Source organism: Claveliimonas monacensis (genome assembly GCF_014982975.1).
Lineage (GTDB): Bacteria > Bacillota > Clostridia > Lachnospirales > Lachnospiraceae > Claveliimonas > Claveliimonas monacensis.
Map to the genome: position 1 here is coordinate 83,309 of NZ_JADCKL010000002.1, position 22,172 is coordinate 105,480.

The following is a 22,172-nucleotide window of genomic DNA, read 5'->3' on the forward strand; positions in this document are numbered from 1 at the left end:
TCTTCTATGCCGTATATTTTCCGGCGATCTCAAGCAGTTTTTCTCTGTTTTCCTTCTCCCATGAAGCGTAGGAAAGTCCTGATGCCGCCACTTCTCTTCCCACTTCCACAAGGAAGGCAGGAATGTCGTCCTGCAGCATGGTCCCTGCACTCTGACCCAGGCGTTCCTCCCCCTGCCTGTCGCAGCCAAAGAAGCACACTTCAAAAGCCGGACAGGCTGTCTTATCGATCATCCTCACACCGCCCCGGAAGCCGATCTGCCCGATCTGATGCGTGCCGCAGGATGAGGGACATCCGGAAATGTGAACTCTCGGAAGGGCAGATGCCGGGAGGTCTGCCTCTCTAACCGCCTTTACTGCCGCCGCAAGAAGACTCTGGGAATCCCGCACGCCTGCCTGGCAGACCGCGGAGCCGATGCAGGCCACCGAGGACTCAAAAGGAGTCTGCGCCCCATCCTGGGTCGCTTCCAATACTTTTTCCGCCTCCGTACCGGTCAGATTGACAATATACAGTGTCTCATCCGGCGCAATGCGCAGCTCCACCTCTTCCATGTTTTCGATCACATTGTAGAGTCTGCCAAAGACAGCCGGGTCCGGACATCCTCCCAGTGGATGGTAGAGGACAGAATAGAGCCCCTCCTGCTTCTGCTCCAGGATGCGGCTGCCGGACACTCTTGTCCCATCCGCCTTTTTACGGATCTCCTCTGGCTCCACGCTGACAGTCAGGTCTTCCCCCGCTTCTGCCTGGGCCAGTTTCTCCAGGTAGGCCTGCTTGTAGCCTTCATCCCCCAGCTTGTCCCTCATAAAGCGGGTGCGCGCTTTTCCTCTCTGCTCATAGTTGCCGTGCTCCAGAAACACTTCCCTCATAGCCAGGATATAGTAGAGGATCCGGGACGGGTCCACGGCCTCTGCCATCAGCATGCCGATCTTAGGCTGGTTGCCCAACCCTCCTGCGCTGTACACATCAAACTTCCCGTCCGGCCTGGCTACAAATCCCAGGTCGCGGAATGTGGCGTGGGTCACATTGTCCGGGCTGTTGGAAAAGCAGACTTTCAGCTTTCTTGGCATCTTCTTCGCGTCCAGGAAGGACAGGAGAAATTCTTCCGCCTTCGTGGCATAGGGAAGCACGTCAAAACACTCCCCTCTCTGGGTTCCAGACAGAGGCGGAGCCATAACATTCCGCGGAAAATCTCCCCCTCCGCCCAGGGTAATGATCCCGTGCTCCATGGCTCCCTCCATGATGCCGCACACTGCGTCCGCGTCCAGGTCGTGGAGCTGGATGGTCTGGCAGGTGGTGAGATGCGCCTTCTTGACATGGTATTTCTCAATGCTCTGCGCAATATACAAAAGCTTGTCCTTTGTGAGCTGGCCACCCGCCATGCGCAGGCGGATCATACTGCATTTTCCTCCTCTCTGGGCATAGCTGCCGTACCTTCCCGAATATCCTTTATAATCGTTTTTTGTGATCTTACCCTCGTAAAAATCCTTCGTCTTCTGTCTGAACTCTTCCAGCTCTTCTTTCCCCAGTGCAGGTGTTTTTCTTTCCATTCTCCAAATCCTCCTTCTTTTTTATTCTTCTACTTCCACAACCAGATAAAATCCTTTCTGGGTATGCTCTATCTTTGCGATCTTTCCTTTTCTCGCCTTGATCCTGTCATTTGTCCTGTAGATGCCGGACATGGCCACCGACGGCTCTACAAGATAGGTATATCGGCCTGTGCTTGGACTTCTCTCGCTGATCTCCACTTCCTGTCCTTCCTCCACAAGTCCTTCTCTCTCCATTTTAAACCGTTCCTGCCTCATGGCTGTCTTCCTCTCTTTTTCATTCTCTGTTTCCTGATGCTTCCACTGTGCTTACATTTCTATTATACCCCCAGACGGTGCGAAAGTCATTGTAAACGGCAGGATAAATGTAAGAAATGAAAGCGCAATTTTAAAAGGGTGTCCGCGAACCGGTTACTGCCGCCATGGCAGCACCTGCGCAGACACCCTTATCTACAAAATTTATAAAGCAGATTTTTAAGATAATCCTATCTTTCTTCCGCAAACTCTGAGAATATTTCAGTCGCCGACTCCTCGTCATCTCCGCTGACCTGTAGAATAAACGGCACATCAAGCTCCAGAGTCATAAGACCGATAATGGACTTTCCGTCAATCCTGTCGTAGGGATTCTCCACATTCACCACATCAATATCTGATGTCATTTTCTGACATACAGAGCAGAAGCTCTTGATCTGCCCCGGTGTAGCAAATCTCACTTTCATTTCAAACATACTTTTGTACCTCCGACATTAAAAATGCTACTTTCGTAATATACACTATTTCGAATGATTTTGGTACAGTTTTTTGAAAGAATCCAGCAAATTTCCCACAAGCAATTTACATATGTTATTTAATGAACATAGCATCGCCAAAGGAGAAAAACCTGTATCTCTCCTTTACCGCCTCCTCGTAGGCGGCCAGCACATGCTCCCTCCCCGCCAGGGCAGAGACAAGCATCAGCAGAGTGGACTCAGGCAAGTGGAAATTGGTGATCAGGCAGTCCAGTATCTTGAACTTGTAGCCGGGGTAGATGAAAATATCCGTCCACCCGCTGCCTGCCCGCAGATATCCATTTTCATCCGCCGCGGACTCAATAGTCCTGCAGCTGGTGGTTCCCACACAGATGATCCGTCCGCCATTTGCTTTTGCCCGGTTGATCTTTGCGGCCTCGTTCTCCTCGATCTGGTAGAATTCCGAGTGCATGTGGTGCTCCAGAATATTGTCCACCTTCACCGGGCGGAAAGTACCAAGACCCACGTGAAGGGTAACACTGGCGATCTCCACTCCTTCCGCCTTGATCTCCTCCAGGAGCTGGGGCGTGAAATGAAGCCCCGCCGTGGGAGCTGCCGCCGATCCGCTGTGCTTTGCGTAGACAGTCTGGTAGCAGTCCTTGTCCTCCAGCTGGTGGGTAATGTAGGGCGGCAGAGGCATCTGTCCAAGCTGGTCCAGTATCTCCTCAAAAATCCCGTCGTAGGTGAATTTGACAAGGCGGTTCCCCTCATCCACCACATCCAGGACCTCCCCCACGAGAAGGCCGTCGCCAAAGCTGATCCTGGCACCCGGCTTTGCCTTTTTTCCCGGCTTCACAAGAGTCTCCCACACCTGATCGTCTTTTCTTTTCAGCAATAAAATTTCTATCTTTGCATCTGTCCCGATTTTGGAGCCGATCAGCCTTGCAGGAATAACCTTCGTGTCGTTGACCACAAGGCAGTCCCCGGGATGCAGATACTCTTTGATCTCCCGGAACACATGGTGGGAAGTCTCCCCGGTCTCCTTGTCCAGAACAAGGAGCCTGGAGCTGGCCCGGTCCTTTAGAGGATCCTGGGCAATGAGCTCCTGAGGCAGATCAAAACTGAAATCCTGTCGTCTCATTTCCATATATCTGTCGTTCCTTTCTCCACAGCATGATTCATAACATAGTAATACAGGGAGCCGGATAGGTCCCCCTGTATCTTATCACATCTGTCCTTTCTGTGACAGCTTTATTTACGAAGCTCGATGCCCATCTCTTCCAGGGCTCCAAGGATAGCATCCATGGCCTTGGACACATCCGCCTCCGCAAGCGTTCTGTCTTTTGCCCGGAACACAATGGAGTAGGCAACGGACTTAAATCCTTCTTTGATCTGCGCGCCCTCGTACAGGTCAAAGAGGGCATAGCTCTCCAGGTACTGTCCGCCTTTGTTCTCAATGACTTCCTCTACCTGTCCTACCATGATCTCCTTGGGCATCACCATGCTGATGTCCCTGGTCACAGCCGGGAACCTGGCAATTCCTTCGTATTTGCGGTCGAAGTTTGCGCGGGACACAACCTCCGGCATGTCAATAACAGCCACATAAGCTCTCTCGCCAATTCCGTAAGTATCCGCCACGTCCGGATGCACCTCGCCCAGATAGCCGATTACTGTGCCGTCGTAGATGATATTTGCCTGGCGTCCCGGATGCAGGAAGGATTTTCCTGCTTTCGGATCATAGCTCTCCTTCTTGGAGAGCCCAGCCTTCTCAAGGAACTCCTCCACAACGCCTTTCATGCTGAAGAAATCGCCCTCACCATACATACCGAGAGTGAACTGCATCCTCTCCTCAGGCAGTTCTGTAAGGGGCAGGGTCTTGGGAAGGTAAATATTTCCAAGCTCATAGAGTCTTACGTTTTTATTTCTGCGGTTGTAGTTTGTGGCCAAGGATGTGAGCATACCGTTTAAAGACGTGGTCCTCATGATGCTGTAATCCTCGCCAAGGGGATTCATAATGCTGATAGCCTTTCTCTCCGGTGCATCCGCAGGGAACAGAAGTCTGTCAAACACCTTCGGGCTCTCAAAAGAGTAAGTCATACCCTGGCTGAAGCCGCAGTACTCTGCCACGTTTCTCGCCACTTCCTCGATGCGCAGTTTGAAAGAGAGCTTTCCTGTAGTGGCCTCTCCTTTAGGAAGCGTGGTAGGGATATTGTCATAGCCGTAGAATCTTGCCACTTCCTCTGCCAGATCCGCAATACGGAACAGGTCGTGACGGAAGGTGGGCGCGATTACCTCATTTGTATCTTCATCGTACTCCAGATCGATCATGCGGAAGTAGGAAAGCATGTCTTCCCTGGAAATGTCTGTTCCAAGAATGGCATTGATCTCGTCCGCGTCAAAAGGCACGCGGACAGGCTCTTTTTTCTTCCCGTACACATCTACCATGCCGCCAACCACTTCTCCGGCGCCCAGCTCTTCCACCAGCTGGCAGGCGCGGTCAATGGCCGCCTGGGCATTGTTTGGATCAAGGCCCTTTTCAAACTTGCCGGAAGCGTCTGTGCGCAGGCCGACTTTCTTGCTGGATTTGCGGATGTTTGTACCGTCAAAGCAGGCAGCCTCGAAGAGCATAGTCTTCACATCGTCCGTGATCATGGAGTTCTCGCCTCCCATGATACCTGCAATGCCCACAGATTTCTCGCCGTCGCAGATCATCAGCACAGAAGAGTCCATCTGTCTTTCCTGGCCGTCCAGTGTGGTAAATTTCTCACCGTCCTCAGCCCGCTTTACGATGATCTCACGGCCTGCAATGGTGTCAAGATCGTAGGCGTGCATGGGCTGTCCGTACTCCTCCATCACATAGTTGGTGATATCCACCAGGTTGTTGATGGGACGGATGCCCACAGAGGCGAGCCTTCTCTGCATCCACTTGGGTGAAGGGCCGATCTTGATATTCTTCACAACTCTGGCACAGTATCTGGGGCACAGATCTGTGTCCTTCACTGTCACCTTGATATAGTCATTTACATCCTCGTCATTTCCTGTAGGTGTCACCTGCGGCGGGCAAAATGTCTTGCGGAATGTGGCAGCTGCCTCTCTGGCAATGCCGACAACACTGTAGCAGTCCACACGGTTTGATGTGATCTCGTACTCAAAGACTACATCGTCAAGTCCCAGCAGTTTCACCACATCTGCGCCGACTTCTGTGTCTTCGGGCAGGATGTAAATACCGTTCTCCGGGGCGTCCGGGTACATGTCCCGGCTGGAGCCCAGCTCCTCGATGGAGCACATCATTCCATTGCTCTCAATGCCTCTTAACTTGCCCTTCTTGATCTTGATGCCGCCTGCCACACGGCTTCCGGGCTCGTGGCCTCCCGCCACGCGGCCCCCTGCCAGAACTACCGGCACCTTGTCTCCCTCATGTACGTTGGGAGCTCCTGTCACGATCTGTATGGACTCTGTGCCAATATTTACCTGGCACACGATCAGCTTGTCCGCGTCCGGATGCTTCTCTATCTTGTCGATCTGGCCCACCACGATCTTGTCCAGATCTGCATCCATCTCCTCATAATTCTCCACTTTTGTCCCGGAAAGAGTCATGGCGTCTGTGTACTCCTGCGCAGTGACATCCAGATCCGGCACATATGCTTTTATCCATGATAATGATGTATTCATTGTATTCTCCTTTGACTATTTTTTAACAGGTAACGTAATACTTTTTAAAAGTATTACGTCCGGAATTCCACTAACTGGTGCGTTATTGTGTCTATTGTACTAGAATTGTTTCAGGAACCGGATATCGTTCTCGTACAGAAGACGCATATCATCGATCTCGTATTTCAAAAGAGCGATACGCTCCAGACCTACGCCGAAGGCAAAGCCTGTGTACTCCTCCGGGTCAATGCCGCACATCTCAAACACGTGGGGATGCACCATGCCGCAGCCAAGGATCTCGATCCAGCCGGAGCCCTTGCAGAAGCGGCAGCCTTTTCCGCCGCACTTGAAACAGGTCACGTCCATCTCCGCACTTGGCTCTGTGAAGGGGAAGTGGTGCGGACGGAATTTTGTCTTTGTCTCTGGACCGAACAGCTCCTTTGCAAACACTTCCAGCGTTCCCTTCAGGTCAGAGAAGGAGATCTTCTTATCCACTACCAGTCCCTCGATCTGATGGAAGGATGGGGAGTGGGTGGCATCTACCTCGTCGGAGCGGAACACACGTCCCGGTGAGATCATGCGAATGGGAAGCTTGCCCTCCTCCATGATACGGGCCTGTACAGGGGATGTCTGGGTACGCAGCACAATATCTTTGTTGATATAGAACGTATCCTGCTCATCCTTGGCGGGATGATCGGCAGGAATGTTCAGTTTCTCAAAGTTGTAGAGGTCATACTCAATCTCCGGGCCTTCCACCACCTCATAGCCCATTCCGATGAAAATGCGCTCCACTTCCTCCTGCGCAATGGTATTGGGATGGCTGTGCCCCACCATATTCTTCTTGGAAGGAAGAGTGACATCAATGACTTCCTGTTTCAGTCTCTCCTCCCGGATCTTTCTCTCCATGTTCTGCTTTGTCTCCTCCAGCAGCTTCTCAATGGCGGCCCTTGTCTCATTGACCATCTGGCCTACCTTGGGACGCTCCTCCGGAGCCACATCCTTCATGGCTTTCAGGACAGCGGTCAGCTCTCCTTTTTTGCCCAGAAACTTCACCCGCACTTCGTTGAGCTTTTCAGGCACATCGGAAGCTTCAATCTGGCGGATCGCTTCTTCTTTAATGCTTTGTAATTTCTCTTTCATCACTTTTCTCCTTTTCTTTATGAAATGTAATACAGGGACTTTCCTATAGAATAAAAAAAGTCTCCTCCCTGAAAAGGGACGAGACATACTAACCCGCGGTACCACCCTGCTTCCCACCGCACTTCCTGCGGCAGACTCTCAGACATGCGTAACGTGCATGAAACGTCACAACCTACTCGCCGGCCACGGGCCTGTTCAGATGTGCGGCTCGCGTGGGAAATTCGATCCTCATCTGAACCCGGGGAAACTTTCAGCCAGTGATCTCCCCTCTCTGCCGGAAAATGATTCTCTACTTACACGGTCAACGCCTTTACAATATTTCAATCGCTTTTTTCATTTTAACACAAGAAAATCGGATGTCAAGGTTTTCCCTGGATATCAGGAAAACATCTTGTCCGCCGTCAGCTTGTTCAGCTCTCCTCCCAGCAGGATACTGTACATACAACAGTACAGCCAAAGCATGATCAACACAATGGTTGTCAGACTCCCGTACATATCCGAAAATCCTCTGAAAATATCCACATACACGGAGAACACCCAGGAAATCACCATCCAGGCCACTGCCGTGAACACAGAGCCCGGGATCTGTCTGCGGAACGTGTCCTTCCGGTTGGGAAGGAACTTGTAGATCAGAAGGGAAAAGCCCATCATCACCACCGGCGTGATGACTGCCCGCCGCTCGATCAGCCAGTCCGCCACCGGCTTCAGAAATTTCACATGGCCCGTAATGAAAATATTCAGGGTATTTCCAAAGACAGACACCACCAGAAGCAGCAGGATCACGACAATGAACAGCACCGTGTAGATTGTGGAGCGGATCCGCAGAAAGACATAATTTCGCGTCTCGTGGCAGCCGTAAATACAGTTCAGTCCGCTTGTCATGGCCAGCACGCCCTTGCCCGCCGACCACAGAGCCACCAGCGCCGTCACAGGGATGATACCCATGGACTGGTTATAGACCTGATTGACGATGGAGACGATCAGAGAGTCCACGGATGATGGAAACACCTGCACCACCGCCGTCATCACATCCGCTTTTGTGACCGGCGTAAACTGCACCAGTGTGAGAAGCAACAGAATGATAGGGATCATACAGAGCATAAAAAAGTAGGCGGACTGGGCCGCGTAAGCCCCCACATGGTCTTTTCCCACTTCCTCAGATACGTCTATTGCTTTATGAAAAATCTTCTTGATCATATTCCTCCCCCGCTGTCATTTTGCAGGCAGGCAGCGGTTCTCCTGCCATTTTTATAGGGAAATCATACCATCTGCCCGAAAATTATGCAAGCTGGTTTCTCTATCCGATCTCCACGTCCTTATAGAACGTCTGCAGGATCTGCCTGTAATCCGCCCCCTGTTCTGCCATCTCGTTGGCACCATTCTGGCTCATGCCGATGCCGTGCCCGAACCCTCCGCCGCTGATGACAAAGGTATCGTCGCTCTTCTCAATGGTAAAAAATGCGCTGGGCAGAAGGGCGCTGCTCTGGGACGTGCTGCCGTCATTTTTCGTGATGGTGTAGCCGCTTCCCCCAAGGGCTGAGCGGATCTTGTTCTCTGTGTCCACCGTGACACTCCCGGCATCACCTGTAGCCACGATCTGCAGAGCCACATCCCCCGGTCCCCTTTTCGTCACTTCCACACTGGAAAGGGTTCCTACCTGTACACCCGTATTTGCACTTACAAGGGCAGACAGGGTCTGGACCGGCACCTGGGCCGTCCATCTGTACCAGGGCAGGTCCTTCTCATAATCCCCCTGTTCCCCGCAGACCTCCACGCTCTGCAGATATCCTCCTCCGCCGCCCGGATCCGTCCCCCAGGCCTCCAGGCTGGTTGTCTTTCCACAGGATGTTGAATAATAGTATGTGGTGGCGATCTCCCCTTTATACCTGACAACCTGTCCCTCTGTCTCAGCCACGGCCCGGGTACTGCTCTCCTGCCTCTGGCTGTTGTTGTACACCTGGAAATCCGTGCTGTCATTGACGTGTGCCTCATACTCCGGATAGCCGTAAGATGTCATCTGACGGAAAGCATAGCTCCTGGCGCACACAGCCTGGGCCTTCAGAGCCTCCAGCTCGTAGGAGGCCGGCATCTCGCTTGGCACCACGCCGCACAGATAGGTCTCCACAGGGAGTTTATTGATGACCACTATACCGCCTGAGACCGCCCTGAGTTCCAGCACCCCTGCATAGGAGGGCGTCCCGCAGCCTCTCTCAATACTCTCCAGCCGTATCTCCCCTCCTTCTTCCAGAGGCTCGATCCGTATGTTTCCATTCTGAAAACGGGTATCATCCGGAAGGATCTGATATGTATCCGCCTTATTCCACTCAATACTCTCTCCCTGGCAGCTCACCCTTAATCCTTCATCCGATGAAACCCGCACCTCCCCGTGAAGTTCCGATCCGTATCCTGTCGTCATAAGAAGAACACGGATGGTACTGCCGGATGTGGGCTCCGGCAGTGTCCCGTCGGGCAGTTCCAGCTCACTTTCCGTATCCGTCCCTCCAGGGCTGCCTCCGTCCCGGGACATCATATGCACAATTCCTGTAATCATAAGCAGCCAGATGAAAATGGCTGCCATATATCTCCCATAAATTCTTTTTGTTTTTCTCTTCCTTCTTTTTCTCAAACCCGTCTCTTCTTCCGCCTTTTTCTTAAATGTATGAAAAAAGACAGCTGCATATACGCAGCTGCCTTTCATCTTTTGTACATCCCCAAAATGCCGGTTCCTGTATTTTGACTCCTAGCCGCAGCCAGGTGGGTGTCCGCATCTGTTTTTCTGTCTTCCACTGCAAGTACGGAGGCCTGACATATTACAGAGATAATAAGATTCCCGTTTAAAGTTTTGTAGGTTCAAAATTACAGGAATTGTCGAGCATCCCAGGTTTCCTAAAGACATTATACTCTATTGTACCCATCTTTTCAACCATAATATACTTCCTGTATTTACCTGCTCTTTACACAGATTTTCCTTTTCTCTCCTCCGTCTGTAAAAAGGAGACCCAGATCACAAATTCTTCGTCTTCCCTGTAAGCCCCTATAGATCCTCCCATCTGCTCCGTCAGGGTGCGGGCAATGGAAAGTCCCAGGCCCGTGCTCTCTCTGCCGCTCTCCACTGTGTAAAACCGTTCAAACAGTTTTGCCGCCTCCACCTCGTCCAGACGTCCGGCATGGTTTGCAAAGGTCACCCGACCCTCCGGGTACAGAGTGATCCGAAGATCGCCGTCACTGTATTTCACAGCATTGCTGATAATATTTCCAAAGACACGGGAAAGTGTATCCCGGCTGGCAAGGACAACTACCTTCTCCTCCGGGATATGAATCTGCGGCGTAATCTTCTTCTCCACCAGAACGCCGTAAAACCCGGCAATGGATTCCGTCAGCACATCCCCCAGACAGACCGCCTCCCTCTCCTTTCTTTTGTCCGGAGAGACAATGACCGAATACTGGAACAGCTCCTCTGTCAGCCTTGTCATGGCCAGGATCCGGTCATCCATGATATCCAGATACTCCCGCACCCGGGGCGGTACTTCCTCCTTTTCCAGAAGCTGCATGTATCCGCTTAAGGCTGTGAGGGGCGTGCGCAGGTCGTGGGAAATATTGGTGACTGCCCTCTTCAGCTCTGCATCTCCCTCTTCATACTTAAGCCGGGTTCTCCTCAGTTTTTTCATCTGCCTGTCAAGATCCGCGGCCAGAGCCAGCATTTTCCCATCCCGGCTGCTGATATCAATGCCCACATTGGTGTCCTCCTCAAGGCGCAGGGCACACTGACGGCGGATCTCATCCGCCGCTTTTCTCATAAAATAAATCTTCAGTCCCATTCCCCCGCAGACAAGCAGGAGAAGGATACAGGCCACGCCTGGCAGATACATACGCTTTCCTCCGGTTCTTTCATCTGACAGCTCTTTCGAGCTCTGAAACTATGATAGCACAGGGCCGGTAAGTTTCCGGTTAAGGAAAAGGTAAAGAAACAGTTAACATTCCTCCTGTTCCTTATGCATCTTAAATCCGATCCCCCACACTGCCTCTATATAATCTCTGTCCGTATCTCTCTTTAATTTCCGTCTGAGATGACTGATATGGATCTTGAGAGACCCTTCCGTACAGTCCGGCGTGTCCATGCTGATGGCATCCAGAAGCCTGGCCTTTGTGATCACCTGGGATGGGTGCATCATAAGCTGCCTTAAAATGGCGAACTCAGTGGGCGTCAGATGCAGCTCCTCCTCCCCCGCCCACACGCGGTACGCTGCCGTGTCCACCTTAAGATCACGGAACACCAGCACCTGCCCGCCTTCCGCCCCGTCCTGTTTCTCAGCCCGCCGCAGGTGCACCGCGATCCTGGCCAGGAGCTCCCTTATATCAAAAGGCTTGGTCACATAGTCCACCGCACCTCCAAGGAGAAGATCCACCTTGTCTTCCACATCGGCCCTGGCGCTGACTACGATCACCGGTATCCCCTCGATCCTTTTCAGCACTTCCTCCCCTGCAAGCCCGGGCATCATCAGATCCAGCAGCACCAGATCCGGCCTGTTTTTTCAAAGAGAAGAAGGGCCTCTGTTCCCGAGTAAGCCCGCACCACCTGGTAGCCCTCACTCACAAGCGCCCTCTTCAGCATATCGCCTATATATTCATCGTCGTCAATCACTGCGATCAGACTCATCTCTTACGTCTCCTTTTCCGCAGATATTCCGGCCGGCGTCCGCACTTCGATCAGATTGCCGTCGGGATCATAGAACCGGAGCATTTTCTGTCCTCCCGGCAGCTCCCGCAGCCTGTCTGTGTACCGGATCACCTCTTCGTATACCCGCAGCTTTCCGGCAAAGCTCTCCAGGTCCGTCTCCTCAAAATAAAGCTCCGAGGCACTGCTGTAAGACGCCGCCTTCTCTCCCAGGCTGTCCTCCCACACCTTTCGGTCCTGGAGCACGAGCCCTTCCGTCAGCATCACATTCGCATCCCCGTCCAGTATCACATCCAGACCAAACAGGTCTTTATAAAACGTTTTAGCCCGCTTCGTGTCCTGCACTGTGATGAGTACATTTTTCAACCGCATATACAGCCTCCTTTTCGTTTTCTCATAGAAAGAGTATACTCCATGCGGTCCGCCGGGACAACCGTTTCCCTCTCTTTCCATTCAACCCTCCAACTGCTCACAGGTCCTCCATCCGCCTCACCAGCCTGCGGTTCAGGGCAAAGGCCCCCGCCACCAGGCACACGCCCAGCACGACGCTCCAGACAGGCATCCGCATGTCAAAGCGGACCCGCAGGATAAGGGAGATGGACAGGTACACGCCTCCCAGCACCTGGAGAAATTCCAGTATCTTCCTCTGGTATTCCTGAAGCTTCACTTTTCTCTTGTATTTTATGAACTTGCCCGCCCCGGAGATCCGTTCCAGGTCCTCCATATCGTCATCGGATATGAGCGCGTCCAGGCTCACCCCGAACTCCGTGGCAATCTTTTTCGCCGTGATCAGATCCGGGCATCTGGAGCCGTTCTCCCATCTGCACACAGTCTGCCTGGACACATACAGCTTATCCGCCATCTGCTGCTGGGTCATCCCTCTCTCCTCCCGGAGCTTTCTGATATTATCGCCTAATGCCATCATCTGTCATCTCCTCCTTGTGTCTTTCTGCCTTCACTATACAGCATTGTCAGTCCCATGGACAGCACCGCTCTGGTTTTTCCGTGTTTCCATTCCGGTAACAGGAAAGGACGGACCGCCGGCAGATGCACAAATTAAAAAACTCCCCGGCATAAACCGGGGAGTCATATTTACATTTCTGATTACTCTTCGATCTGAGGACCAGCTGCAACCAGTTCTTTTCCAAGCTCGTTGCTCTCGTATTTCTTGAAGTTTTTGACAAATCTCTGTGCCAGATCTTTTGCCTTTGCATCCCACTCAGAAGCGTCTGCATATGTGTCGCGGGGATCCAGGATAGCCGGATCAACGCCCGGAAGCTCTGTGGGAACTTCAAAGTTGAAGTACGGGATCTGCTTTGTCGGTGCTGTCAGAATAGAGCCGTCCAGGATCGCATCGATGATACCACGTGTATCTTTGATGGAGATACGTTTTCCTGTTCCGTTCCATCCTGTATTTACCAGGTAAGCCTTTGCTCCGCTGGCTTTCATTCTCTTAACAAGCTCCTCTGCATATTTTGTCGGATGCAGCTCAAGGAATGCCTGTCCGAAGCATGCGGAGAAGGTCGGTGTAGGCTCTGTGATACCGCGCTCTGTTCCTGCAAGTTTTGCTGTGAAACCGGACAGGAAGTAGTACTCTGTCTGCTCAGCTGTCAGGACAGATACCGGAGGAAGTACTCCGAAAGCGTCAGCGGACAGGAAGATTACGTTCTTTGCTGCCGGAGCTGCGGAAACCGGACGAACGATCTTCTCAATGTGATCGATTGGGTAGGACACACGTGTATTCTCTGTCACGCTCTTATCTGCAAAGTCGATCTTTCCGTCTGCATCCAGTGTCACGTTCTCAAGAAGAGCGTTTCTCTTGATGGCATTGTAGATATCCGGCTCGGAGTCTTTGTCCAGGTCGATAACTTTTGCGTAGCATCCGCCCTCGAAGTTGAACACGCCGTTGTCATCCCAGCCATGCTCGTCATCACCGATGAGAAGTCTCTTGGGATCTGTGGACAGTGTTGTCTTACCTGTTCCGGAAAGTCCGAAGAAGATAGCTGTGTTCTCGCCGTTCATATCTGTGTTTGCAGAGCAGTGCATGGAAGCGATGCCCTTCAGCGGCAGATAGTAGTTCATCATGGAGAACATACCTTTCTTCATCTCTCCGCCGTACCATGTATTTACAATTACCTGCTCGCGGCTTGTGATATTGAACATAACAGCTGTCTCTGATCCCAGTCCCAGCTCTTTGTAGTTCTCAACTTTTGCCTTGGAAGCATTGTAAACTACGAAATCCGGCTCAAAGTTCTCCAGCTCCTCTGCTGTGGGGCGGATGAACATATTTGTAACGAAGTGAGCCTGCCATGCCACTTCCATGATGAAACGGATTGCCATACGTGTATCTTTATTGGCACCGCAGAACGCGTCTACAACGAAAAGTCTCTTTCCTGAGAGCTCGTTCTTTGCAATCTCTTTCACTGCATCCCATGCTTCCTGTGTGGCAGGATGGTTGTCATTCTTGTACTCGTCTGAAGTCCACCATACAGTGTCCTTGGAGTTCTCGTCCATAACAATGTATTTGTCTTTAGGAGAACGGCCTGTGTAGATACCAGTCATAACATTGACTGCACCCAGCTCGCTGACCTGGCCTTTGTCAAAGCCTTCCAGGTTCGGGTTTGTCTCCTCTTCAAAAAGCATCTCAAAGGAAGGATTGTGAACAATTTCTGTTGTTCCGGTGATACCGTACTTAGTTAAATCGATATTTGCCATGTTACGCTCAACCTCTTTCTTTCTATAGTATATAGCTGCCTGTGATCCGGCAGCCCCGATATGCCAACATTATACAGGAAACGGTATAAAAAATCAACCACTAAATGTTAAGAGAGTAACAAAGACATGAATTTTTTTATTCCAAATCTTTTATTTTTTCGTTTTTTTTCGAAAAACAATGCCTGGTTTCAATAAAAATGCAGGATTTTTGTTTTAATCCTGCATTTTCACGCCCTTCAAAAGAAGTTTCTCCTCCTTTATCCGCGTCTTGTATTCTTCATTTTTCCCACAAATCCGCCATCTCTGTCCGTCCCGTGCCGCTCCCGTCGGATATTCACCCGGCCGCCTGGCAAAAAACTGCTGCACATTTTTGCGCATTTTCAGCAGGATAAAAGAAATGCTCCGCCCGCCAGAATAATGGCAGCCATCTCCCGGGAGGACTTTTTTGGCATCCGTGCTCTCTTTTTTATAACATCAGAACCTGCCAAATGTCAGACTTTTCAGAAGTATGTATTGTTGGCTTTCTTTGTCCGGACTGCAAACCACACAAGAGCCACCATGGCAAGCACGATCACTGCAAAAATCGGTATTGGTATAGCGACCGCATAGGTGTTGATAAACTCCATCACGCCGTAGGCAACAAGGAGAATGCCCACCAGAAGAAGCTGGGTGGAAGTCATCTTAATGTAGGCCTCCACGTCTTTGCATTTCTTTGGATCTTCATCTTTGGGGAGCATGATCCCCTTGGGGATCTGACGTTTTCTGATCATCAGCATGTACCCGTAAATACAGTAGATGCCTGCGCCTACCCCCACAATACCGAAAAAACTTCCCATACCGTTCATATCTGTCCGCCTTTCCCTTCTATTTCTGTCCGTCCTGGCCGCTGCAGGACGCCCCAGGATCCCGCCTTATCGCAGGCCAAGGATTTCCTCTACAGTCTCCTGCATCCTGTCTGCATCGCACTCGCGGCTGTGACGCACCTGGGCGTCCAGGATCTCCCGGATGGCCCCGGGCATCTCCACACCGGAGATCTGCTCCAGATCGGGAAGCAGTTCCAGCTCCTCTTTCTGGCCGTATTTCTTTTCATCGATTGCTGTGAGAACACTCTTCACAAATTTGTAGGGGCTTGCCGTGGAAGCCACCAGGCATTTTGTGGTGTCGCCGGTGTCTTTCTTGTACTGCTCGCACACGTGGGCCGCCACTGCTGTGTGGGTGTCCATGACATACCCTGCTTTTTCGTAAGTCTTTCTGATCATATCAGCCGTCTCCGCTTCTGTAGCGTATCCTGCCGCGAAATCAGAAAGCTGCTCCCTCATGGCATCGGTGATGGTGTATTTTCCTTCCGTCTGAAGCTGCCCCATGAGATCCGCATCCACTTCGCCGTCCCGGCCGCAGATCTGGTAGATCAGACGCTCCAGATTACTGGAGACAAGAATATCCATGGAGGGAGATGTGGTCAGCATGAACTCCCGGTTCTTATCGTAGGTTCCAGTCCGGAAGAAGTCAAAGAGCACCTTGTTCTCATTGGAGGCACAGATCAGTTTCCCTACAGGCAGCCCCATGTGCTTTGCGTAGCAGGCCGCCAGTATGTTGCCGAAATTGCCGGTGGGAACCGTGATATTGATCTTCTCTCCCTCCTGGATCTCCCCGTTCTCGAGAAGTTTGCCGTAGGCATACACATAGTACACGATCTGGGGTACCAGGCGTCCGATATTGATGGAATTTGCGGAGGAGAACTGATAGCCCTCTGCCGCCAGCTTCTCTGCCAGCTCCCTGTTTCCAAAAAGCTCCTTCACCCCGCTCTGGGCGTTGTCAAAGTTGCCGTGAATAGCCACCACGTCCACATTATTTCCCTTCTGGGTCACCATCTGCAGCTCCTGCACCCGGCTTACGCCTCCCTTGGGATAGAAGACGATGATCCGTGTGCCCTCCACATCTGCAAATCCGGCCATGGCCGCCTTTCCTGTGTCCCCGGAAGTGGCTGTAAGGATGACGATCTCCTTATCCACACCGTTTTTCTTTGCCGCCGTTGTCATGAGGTGGGGCAGAATGGACAGAGCCATATCCTTGAAAGCGATAGTCGCGCCGTGGAACAGCTCCAGGTAGTAGGTGTCGTCCACCCTGGAGATAGGGGCGATGTCCTCTGTGTCAAACTTGCTGTCATAGGCCCTGGCAATACAGCTCCTAAGCTCTTCCTCCGTGTAATCCGTAAGGAATTCCTTCATCACCACATAGGCCGTCTCCTGATAGGTCATGCCTTTCAGTTCCCCCAGAGACACCGGCAGCGCCGGGATCTTTTCCGGGACAAAAAGGCCTCCGTCCCCGGCCAGTCCCTGCAGAACCGCCTGGGAGGCTGTTGCCCTGATCTTCGGGTTTCTCGTGCTCATGTACTGTAAATTCATGTTCTTCACCTTTCTACCTCTTCCACTCTAAAGAAAAGGATTGCTTTATGCTTCTTTCCTGCTCCGGAGCAGGATAAACAGAACCGCGCTCACTGCCATCAGTATAGGATAGTAGAGATACGGGATGATATCGTAAGGCGTCAGCGCCGTCAGAGAGGCCGCCGAGAGAAGCTGCGCTCCGTAGGGGATCAGTCCCTGTCCGACGGAGGTAAATATATCCAGCAGGGAAGCAGACCTTCTGGGAGAGACGCAGTACTCCTCACTGATTTCTTTGGCAATGGGACCTGCCATAACAATGGCCACCGTGTTGTTGGCCGTGCAGGCATCCACCAGAAGGGCCAGCCCGGCAATGCCAAGCTCTGCCCCCTTCTCCCCCTTTATCCTCTTGTGAATCCACTGAAGGATAAACTGAATACCGCCGTACTCTTTTACAAGAGAGACAATGCAGGCCACGATGATGGAGATGACCGTGATGTCATACATGCCCATGACACCGCTGATCTCCTGCCCATTGATGGTGGTATTGCCGCCAATGGCCAGGAAAATCTGATTCCAGGCAAGGCTTCCTGTGGCGATACCTACGATCAGTGACAGGATCGTGCCGCCGATCAGCACCACGAAAACATTAATGCCTATGAGTGCCCCCACCAGAACCAGCACGTAGGGAACCACTCTCCAGATGTTGAAGGTAAGGTCCCCCATCTCTGCTGTGCCGCCGCCTCTTGTGATAAACAGGAAAACAATGATCGTAAGGATGGCCGCCGGGAGCACAATGAGAAAATTCTCCCGGAACTTGTCCTTCATCTCACACCCCTGGGTCTTCACTGCCGCGATGGTGGTGTCTGAGATCATGGACAGGTTATCTCCGAACATGGCGCCGCAGACTACCGCGCCAATGCAGACAGCCATGGCAAATCCCGTCTTCTCGCTGATCCCCACGGCGATAGGCGCCAGGGCCGCGATGGTCCCCATGGATGTACCCATGGACACGGAGATAAAACAGCCGATGACAAAAAGTCCTGCCACTGCCACACTGGGAGGCAGTATGGAGAGTCCCAGGTTAACCGTGCTCTCCACGCCCCCCGCCGCCGTTACGGCACCGGAAAATCCTCCTGCACACAGGAAGATCAGACTCATGGTAATAATGTTGTCGTCTCCCACGCCTTTCGCGATAATGTGGATCTTCTCATCAAAGCTGACTGACCGGTTCTGCAGAAAAGCCACACACAGGGCAATAAGAAATGCCACGATGGTAGGCATGGAATAAAAATCCCCCGTCACAATGCCCGAGCCAAGAAAGATTACAAGGAATACTACGATTGGCAAAAGGGCTGACGCTCTTCCTTTCTTTTCCATAACAATAATGATCCTTCTGTAAATTATTTATTATTATTTGTATAGTTCACAAGGCCTCCTGCCGCGATGAGCTTCTGCATGAATTCCGGGAAAGCCTGTCCCTGGAACTGGGTCCCTTTTGTCCGGTTGTAAATGGTACCGCTGTCAAAATCCACTTCCACCTCATCCCCTGCCTCGATGTTTTTCGCAGCCTCGGGGCATTCGATGATGGGAAGGCCGATGTTGATGGCGTTGCGGTAGAAGATCCGGGCAAATGTCTCTGCGATGACACAGCTTACGCCCGCCGTCTTAAGGCACAGGGGCGCATGCTCCCTGGAGGATCCGCATCCGAAGTTCTTGTTTGCCACGATCAGATCGCCGGGCTGCACCTTCTTCACGAAATCCGGGTCAATGTCCGCCATGGCGTGGCTTGCCAACTCCTGGGGATCAAAGGAATTCAGATATCTTGCCGGGATGATTACATCCGTGTCCACGTTGTCTCCGTATTTAAAAACTCTTCCTTTTGCCTGCATTACATTTCACCTGCTTTCTCTGGATTGGCAATGTAGCCCGCGATAGCGCTGGCCGCCGCAGTCTCCGGGGATGCCAGATAGATGAGGGAGTCCACATGTCCCATCCTTCCCACAAAGTTGCGGTTCGTTGTGGAGACGCATTTCTCTCCTGCTGCCAGGACACCCATGTGGCCGCCCATGCAGGGGCCGCAGCTCGGTGTGTTGAAGGAGCAGCCTGCGTCGATGAAAATGTCCACCAGCCCTTCTTTGATACACTCTTTATAGATCTTCTGTGTACCCGGGATTACCATGACGCGCACGTCCGGGTGAACCTTGTGTCCTTTCAAGATGGCGGCTGCCCTTCGCATATCCTCCATCCGTCCGTTTGTACAGGAACCGATGACCACCTGGTCGATCTTGATGGGCTCCATGGCCTCGATCTCATCGATGGTCTTTGCATTGCCCGGAAGATGCGGGAATGCCACTGTAGGACGGACGCTGGACAGGTCGATCTCCACCACTTCATCATAGACGGCATCCTCGTCCGCTGTGTAGATTTTGTACTCTTTATCAGAATGTTCTTTTATGTACGCTTCCGCCAGGGCATCCACCGGGAAAATACCGTTCTTGGCACCTGCCTCGATGGCCATGTTGGCCATGGTGAAACGGTCATCCATGGAGAGGTTTGCAATGCCGTCCCCTGTAAATTCCATGGATTTGTAGAGGGCTCCGTCCACGCCGATCTTTCCGATGATGTGGATGATGATGTCTTTTCCGCTGACGTACCTGGACGGTTTTCCTGTCAGCACGAATTTGATGGCGCCGGGCACCTTGAACCAGATCTGCCCTGTGGCCATGCCTGTCGCAATATCTGTTGTACCCATTCCAGTGGAAAATGCGCCCAGAGCTCCGTATGTGCAGGTGTGGGAGTCCGCGCCGATGATACACTCGCCTGCCACCACGATGCCTTTCTCCGGCAGGATGGCATGCTCAATGCCCATCTGGCCCACTTCATAATAATGTGTCAGCTCCTGCTCCTTTGCAAACTCCCGCAGGGACTTTGCATTCTCTGCGGATTTGATATCTTTATTGGGTGTGAAATGGTCCGGAACGAGAACCACTTTCTCCTTGTCATATACCTTATCCGCCATCTGCCGGAACACCGGGATCGCCATTGGCCCTGTGATATCATTTGCCATGACTACATCCAGGTCTGCCATAATGAGCTGGCCTGCTTCCACATGATCCAGCCCGGCATGGGCGGCAAGTATTTTCTGTGTCATTGTCATACCCATGATCGTATGCCTCCTTCTCTTCTTCGTATTAAAGTCCATTTTATCATGATAAAGTGCCAAGCGCAATAATCAATCCTTCAAGGGCAGCTCCACCCGGGCGGCAAATCCTCCCTTTGCGCTGTGCCCGATGTCCATCCTGCCGCCGTGGACCTGGGCGATCTGCCGGACAATGAGAAGCCCCAGGCCATGGCGCTGGCCGATGACATTTTCATCGCACATCATATAGTGGGGCGCGTTGTTCAGCTCTTCCAGCTTCTCCTCCGTGACGCCTGCCCCGTCGTCCTCTATGGTGACTGAGCAGGTCTTCTCCTGCTGCTCCACAGTCACGTAGATGGTGCATCCTTCCGGATTGTGATTCATGCTGTTCTGGATCAGATTGCCTGCCGCCCGGGAAAGAAGGGCAGCATCGGCGTACACAAAGCAGGCCGGCACGTCCTCCCTGGTCAGCCATTCCATAGGATATTTCCCCTCCGCGTCCATGTTGAGAAAATCCACCACCGTCTTTCGCATGAGCGATACCAGGCTGACGCTCTCCCTGTCCACAGGCTGCATATTGTACTCCAGCTTGGAGGCCAGGTTCAGATCGTTGATGAGGTTTTTCATCCTCTGGCTTTGGCTGCAGATCACCTGCGCCTTCTTTCTCTCTTCCCCGGACAGATGAGGGCTGTCCGCAAGCTGGGCCGCGTAGCCCATGACCATGGAAAGGGGGGTGCGGATATCGTGGGACACTCCGGCGATCCAGTTGGCCCGTGCCGTCTCTTTTTTCCGCAGATCCCGGTTCTTTGCCTGCAGGATCTCGGAGGTTTTGTTCACACTCTGGGCAATCTCGGAGAGAAGGCCTTTTTTTCTGATGTAGGCCGTCCGCCCCTTTGAAAGCTTTTCAATGCCGTCCACAATGGGTCCCACGGATTTCAGAAGTTTCATGTCCGTCACCAGATAAATAAGAATGACCACCCCGATATCTGCCAGGATAATGGCCACTGCAAGAGGAGGGAGGATCTCGATAAGCCCTCTGTCCCAGGACGGATACATGTGTTTCCAGAAGGATTCCTTCGGATAGCCCGCCACCACCACATCCCCGCCCCGGCTGGCCGGGAAGGTGGGATAGTCCTGCACATATCCTCTTGTGAGGGAGGCAATGTCCGAGGCACTGTAGGAGAGGGGGATCTCAGCCGGCAGATCTTCCGTGTGCCAGACCACCTGTCCAGTACCGCTCTGAATGAGCATGGCCCATGCCCCGGCCTTTTTAATGCTCTCCTGCACCTGAGGCGCGAGGGCATAGCCTCCCTCCGTCTCGGAGAGCCCTGCAGCCACCTCCTCCGCCATGGTATAGGGAGAACCGTTACCGGCATATTTCACGGTAAAAGAAAAAAGGATAATCAAATCCAGCACCGGCAGGAGCAGGCAAACGAGGAACATGCCCACCACCAGCCGGCGCAGGAGCTTCAGTGCGTTTTTCATCTATTTCCCCTCCACCATCAGTTTGTATCCCAGGCCCTTCACCGTGACGAGGGAAGCCGGGTGGGAGGGGTCTTTTTCAATCTTTTCCCGGATCCTTCGGATGTGGGCCATCAGCGAATTCTCATAGCCGTAGGGGTTGTCTCCCCAGGCCGCCTCGCAGAGGGCGTCGATGGTGACGATCCGCCCGGCATTTCTGTAGAGGGCTGACAAAAGCTCAAACTCCTTGGCTGTAAGGGAGATGTGTTCCCCCTCCTTCACTACCTCGGCCCGTCCAAAGTCGATCTGGCTACCGGCAAGACGGACAAGGGGATCTTCATTTTTGTAGCTTCTCTTTAAGATCACGCCCACCCGCAGGATCAGCTCCTTTGGCAGGAAGGGTTTTACCATGTAGTCGTCGGCTCCAAGGCCCAGTCCTTTAAATTTATCTTCATCCTCACCCCGGGCCGTGAGAAAGAGCACCGGGTAGTCTCCCATTTTCTTCAGCTTCTCAAACAGGACAAAGCCGTCCCCGTCGGGCAGCATCACATCCAGGATAGCCAGCTCCGGCCGGAAGGCGGCCGCCTCCTCCAGAGCTTCTTTTACAGTCCCGGCTGTCCGGATCTGCCGGTGGCCTTCCTCTTTTAATATAGAACAAACCATGTCAAGGAGCCCCTGCTCATCGTCCACCAGGAGGATCCTTTTCTCTTTCAGATATTCCACGTCCATTGTCTTC

19 protein-coding genes, 1 other RNA gene and 1 pseudogene are annotated in these 22,172 nt (G+C 52.4%); all 21 read right to left on the reverse strand.

Annotation, left to right across the window (positions count from 1 at the left end; translation table 11 throughout):
* Positions 1 to 4: 4 nt before the first annotated feature.
* A complete protein-coding gene (locus INF30_RS03510) occupies positions 5 to 1,546 on the reverse strand; it encodes a nitrite/sulfite reductase (protein ID WP_226394255.1) in 1,542 nt (513 codons plus the stop codon).
* A 21-nt stretch (positions 1,547 to 1,567) separates the two neighbouring features.
* Positions 1,568 to 1,801, reverse strand: a complete 234-nt coding sequence (locus INF30_RS03515) for a hypothetical protein (RefSeq protein WP_076776349.1) — start codon at positions 1,799 to 1,801, stop codon at positions 1,568 to 1,570.
* 227 nt (positions 1,802 to 2,028) lie between these two features.
* Positions 2,029 to 2,271, reverse strand: a complete 243-nt coding sequence (locus INF30_RS03520; protein ID WP_226394256.1) for an HPr family phosphocarrier protein — start codon at positions 2,269 to 2,271, stop codon at positions 2,029 to 2,031.
* A 115-nt stretch (positions 2,272 to 2,386) separates the two neighbouring features.
* Entirely contained in the window at positions 2,387 to 3,412 is a 1,026-nt protein-coding gene (queA, locus tag INF30_RS03525) for a tRNA preQ1(34) S-adenosylmethionine ribosyltransferase-isomerase QueA (protein WP_226394484.1), read from the reverse strand.
* A 110-nt stretch (positions 3,413 to 3,522) separates the two neighbouring features.
* Positions 3,523 to 5,943, reverse strand: a complete 2,421-nt coding sequence (gene pheT, locus INF30_RS03530) for a phenylalanine--tRNA ligase subunit beta (RefSeq protein ID WP_226394257.1) — start codon at positions 5,941 to 5,943, stop codon at positions 3,523 to 3,525.
* Positions 5,944 to 6,042: 99 nt separating this feature from the next.
* Positions 6,043 to 7,062, reverse strand: coding sequence for a phenylalanine--tRNA ligase subunit alpha (gene pheS, locus INF30_RS03535; RefSeq protein WP_076776344.1), 1,020 nt, complete (start codon positions 7,060 to 7,062; stop codon positions 6,043 to 6,045).
* Positions 7,063 to 7,440: 378 nt separating this feature from the next.
* Positions 7,441 to 8,259 carry a YihY/virulence factor BrkB family protein gene (locus INF30_RS03540; RefSeq protein ID WP_226394258.1) on the reverse strand — a complete coding sequence of 273 codons (819 nt, stop codon included), beginning with the start codon at positions 8,257 to 8,259 and terminating at the stop codon, positions 7,441 to 7,443.
* 100 nt (positions 8,260 to 8,359) lie between these two features.
* Complete coding sequence (locus tag INF30_RS03545) at positions 8,360 to 9,640, reverse strand: SpoIID/LytB domain-containing protein (RefSeq protein WP_226394259.1); 1,281 nt, start codon at positions 9,638 to 9,640, stop codon at positions 8,360 to 8,362.
* Between the two features lie 126 nt (positions 9,641 to 9,766).
* Positions 9,767 to 9,949, reverse strand: a non-coding RNA gene (ssrS, locus tag INF30_RS03550) — 6S RNA.
* A 67-nt stretch (positions 9,950 to 10,016) separates the two neighbouring features.
* Positions 10,017 to 10,931: a sensor histidine kinase gene (locus INF30_RS03555; RefSeq protein ID WP_226394260.1), complete on the reverse strand. Its 915-nt coding sequence runs from the start codon at positions 10,929 to 10,931 to the stop codon at positions 10,017 to 10,019.
* A 102-nt stretch (positions 10,932 to 11,033) separates the two neighbouring features.
* Positions 11,034 to 11,719: pseudogene (locus tag INF30_RS03560) on the reverse strand (response regulator transcription factor).
* Positions 11,720 to 11,722: 3 nt separating this feature from the next.
* Positions 11,723 to 12,109, reverse strand: coding sequence for a VOC family protein (locus tag INF30_RS03565; RefSeq protein WP_226394261.1), 387 nt, complete (start codon positions 12,107 to 12,109; stop codon positions 11,723 to 11,725).
* Positions 12,110 to 12,206: 97 nt separating this feature from the next.
* Complete coding sequence (locus INF30_RS03570; RefSeq protein WP_226394262.1) at positions 12,207 to 12,662, reverse strand: helix-turn-helix transcriptional regulator; 456 nt, start codon at positions 12,660 to 12,662, stop codon at positions 12,207 to 12,209.
* Positions 12,663 to 12,841: 179 nt separating this feature from the next.
* Positions 12,842 to 14,452, reverse strand: a complete 1,611-nt coding sequence (gene pckA / locus INF30_RS03575; protein WP_226394263.1) for a phosphoenolpyruvate carboxykinase (ATP) — start codon at positions 14,450 to 14,452, stop codon at positions 12,842 to 12,844.
* A 500-nt stretch (positions 14,453 to 14,952) separates the two neighbouring features.
* A complete protein-coding gene (locus tag INF30_RS03580) occupies positions 14,953 to 15,297 on the reverse strand; it encodes a hypothetical protein (protein ID WP_226394264.1) in 345 nt (114 codons plus the stop codon).
* Between the two features lie 66 nt (positions 15,298 to 15,363).
* Positions 15,364 to 16,857, reverse strand: a complete 1,494-nt coding sequence (thrC, locus tag INF30_RS03585; RefSeq protein ID WP_226394265.1) for a threonine synthase — start codon at positions 16,855 to 16,857, stop codon at positions 15,364 to 15,366.
* A 45-nt stretch (positions 16,858 to 16,902) separates the two neighbouring features.
* Complete coding sequence (locus INF30_RS03590; RefSeq protein WP_226394266.1) at positions 16,903 to 18,213, reverse strand: Na+/H+ antiporter NhaC family protein; 1,311 nt, start codon at positions 18,211 to 18,213, stop codon at positions 16,903 to 16,905.
* A gap of 23 nt (positions 18,214 to 18,236) precedes the next feature.
* Positions 18,237 to 18,725, reverse strand: coding sequence for a 3-isopropylmalate dehydratase small subunit (gene leuD, locus INF30_RS03595; protein WP_226394267.1), 489 nt, complete (start codon positions 18,723 to 18,725; stop codon positions 18,237 to 18,239).
* Positions 18,725 to 19,999, reverse strand: a complete 1,275-nt coding sequence (gene leuC, locus INF30_RS03600; RefSeq protein ID WP_076776329.1) for a 3-isopropylmalate dehydratase large subunit — start codon at positions 19,997 to 19,999, stop codon at positions 18,725 to 18,727. The genes leuD and leuC overlap by 1 nt, the downstream gene beginning before the upstream one ends.
* A 69-nt stretch (positions 20,000 to 20,068) precedes the next feature.
* Positions 20,069 to 21,460: a sensor histidine kinase gene (locus tag INF30_RS03605; RefSeq protein ID WP_226394268.1), complete on the reverse strand. Its 1,392-nt coding sequence runs from the start codon at positions 21,458 to 21,460 to the stop codon at positions 20,069 to 20,071.
* On the reverse strand, positions 21,461 to 22,165 hold the full coding sequence (locus tag INF30_RS03610; protein ID WP_226394269.1) for a response regulator transcription factor: 705 nt from the start codon (positions 22,163 to 22,165) through the stop codon (positions 21,461 to 21,463).
* Between the last annotated feature and the right edge of the window lie 7 nt (positions 22,166 to 22,172).

What these genes read in the sequence shown, in the direction of transcription:
- INF30_RS03510 (WP_226394255.1), bottom strand. Translation starts at nt 1,546, where the DNA reads ATGGAAAGAAAAACACCTGCACTGGGGAAAGAAGAGCTGGAAGAGTTC.
- INF30_RS03515 (WP_076776349.1), bottom strand. Translation starts at nt 1,801, where the DNA reads ATGAGGCAGGAACGGTTTAAAATGGAGAGAGAAGGACTTGTGGAGGAA.
- INF30_RS03520 (WP_226394256.1), bottom strand. Translation starts at nt 2,271, where the DNA reads ATGTTTGAAATGAAAGTGAGATTTGCTACACCGGGGCAGATCAAGAGC.
- queA (WP_226394484.1), bottom strand. Translation starts at nt 3,412, where the DNA reads ATGAGACGACAGGATTTCAGTTTTGATCTGCCTCAGGAGCTCATTGCC.
- pheT (WP_226394257.1), bottom strand. Translation starts at nt 5,943, where the DNA reads ATGAATACATCATTATCATGGATAAAAGCATATGTGCCGGATCTGGAT.
- pheS (WP_076776344.1), bottom strand. Translation starts at nt 7,062, where the DNA reads ATGAAAGAGAAATTACAAAGCATTAAAGAAGAAGCGATCCGCCAGATT.
- INF30_RS03540 (WP_226394258.1), bottom strand. Translation starts at nt 8,259, where the DNA reads ATGATCAAGAAGATTTTTCATAAAGCAATAGACGTATCTGAGGAAGTG.
- INF30_RS03545 (WP_226394259.1), bottom strand. Translation starts at nt 9,640, where the DNA reads ATGGCAGCCATTTTCATCTGGCTGCTTATGATTACAGGAATTGTGCAT.
- INF30_RS03555 (WP_226394260.1), bottom strand. Translation starts at nt 10,931, where the DNA reads ATGTATCTGCCAGGCGTGGCCTGTATCCTTCTCCTGCTTGTCTGCGGG.
- INF30_RS03565 (WP_226394261.1), bottom strand. Translation starts at nt 12,109, where the DNA reads ATGCGGTTGAAAAATGTACTCATCACAGTGCAGGACACGAAGCGGGCT.
- INF30_RS03570 (WP_226394262.1), bottom strand. Translation starts at nt 12,662, where the DNA reads ATGATGGCATTAGGCGATAATATCAGAAAGCTCCGGGAGGAGAGAGGG.
- pckA (WP_226394263.1), bottom strand. Translation starts at nt 14,452, where the DNA reads ATGGCAAATATCGATTTAACTAAGTACGGTATCACCGGAACAACAGAA.
- INF30_RS03580 (WP_226394264.1), bottom strand. Translation starts at nt 15,297, where the DNA reads ATGAACGGTATGGGAAGTTTTTTCGGTATTGTGGGGGTAGGCGCAGGC.
- thrC (WP_226394265.1), bottom strand. Translation starts at nt 16,857, where the DNA reads ATGAATTTACAGTACATGAGCACGAGAAACCCGAAGATCAGGGCAACA.
- INF30_RS03590 (WP_226394266.1), bottom strand. Translation starts at nt 18,213, where the DNA reads ATGGAAAAGAAAGGAAGAGCGTCAGCCCTTTTGCCAATCGTAGTATTC.
- leuD (WP_226394267.1), bottom strand. Translation starts at nt 18,725, where the DNA reads ATGCAGGCAAAAGGAAGAGTTTTTAAATACGGAGACAACGTGGACACG.
- leuC (WP_076776329.1), bottom strand. Translation starts at nt 19,999, where the DNA reads ATGGGTATGACAATGACACAGAAAATACTTGCCGCCCATGCCGGGCTG.
- INF30_RS03605 (WP_226394268.1), bottom strand. Translation starts at nt 21,460, where the DNA reads ATGAAAAACGCACTGAAGCTCCTGCGCCGGCTGGTGGTGGGCATGTTC.
- INF30_RS03610 (WP_226394269.1), bottom strand. Translation starts at nt 22,165, where the DNA reads ATGGACGTGGAATATCTGAAAGAGAAAAGGATCCTCCTGGTGGACGAT.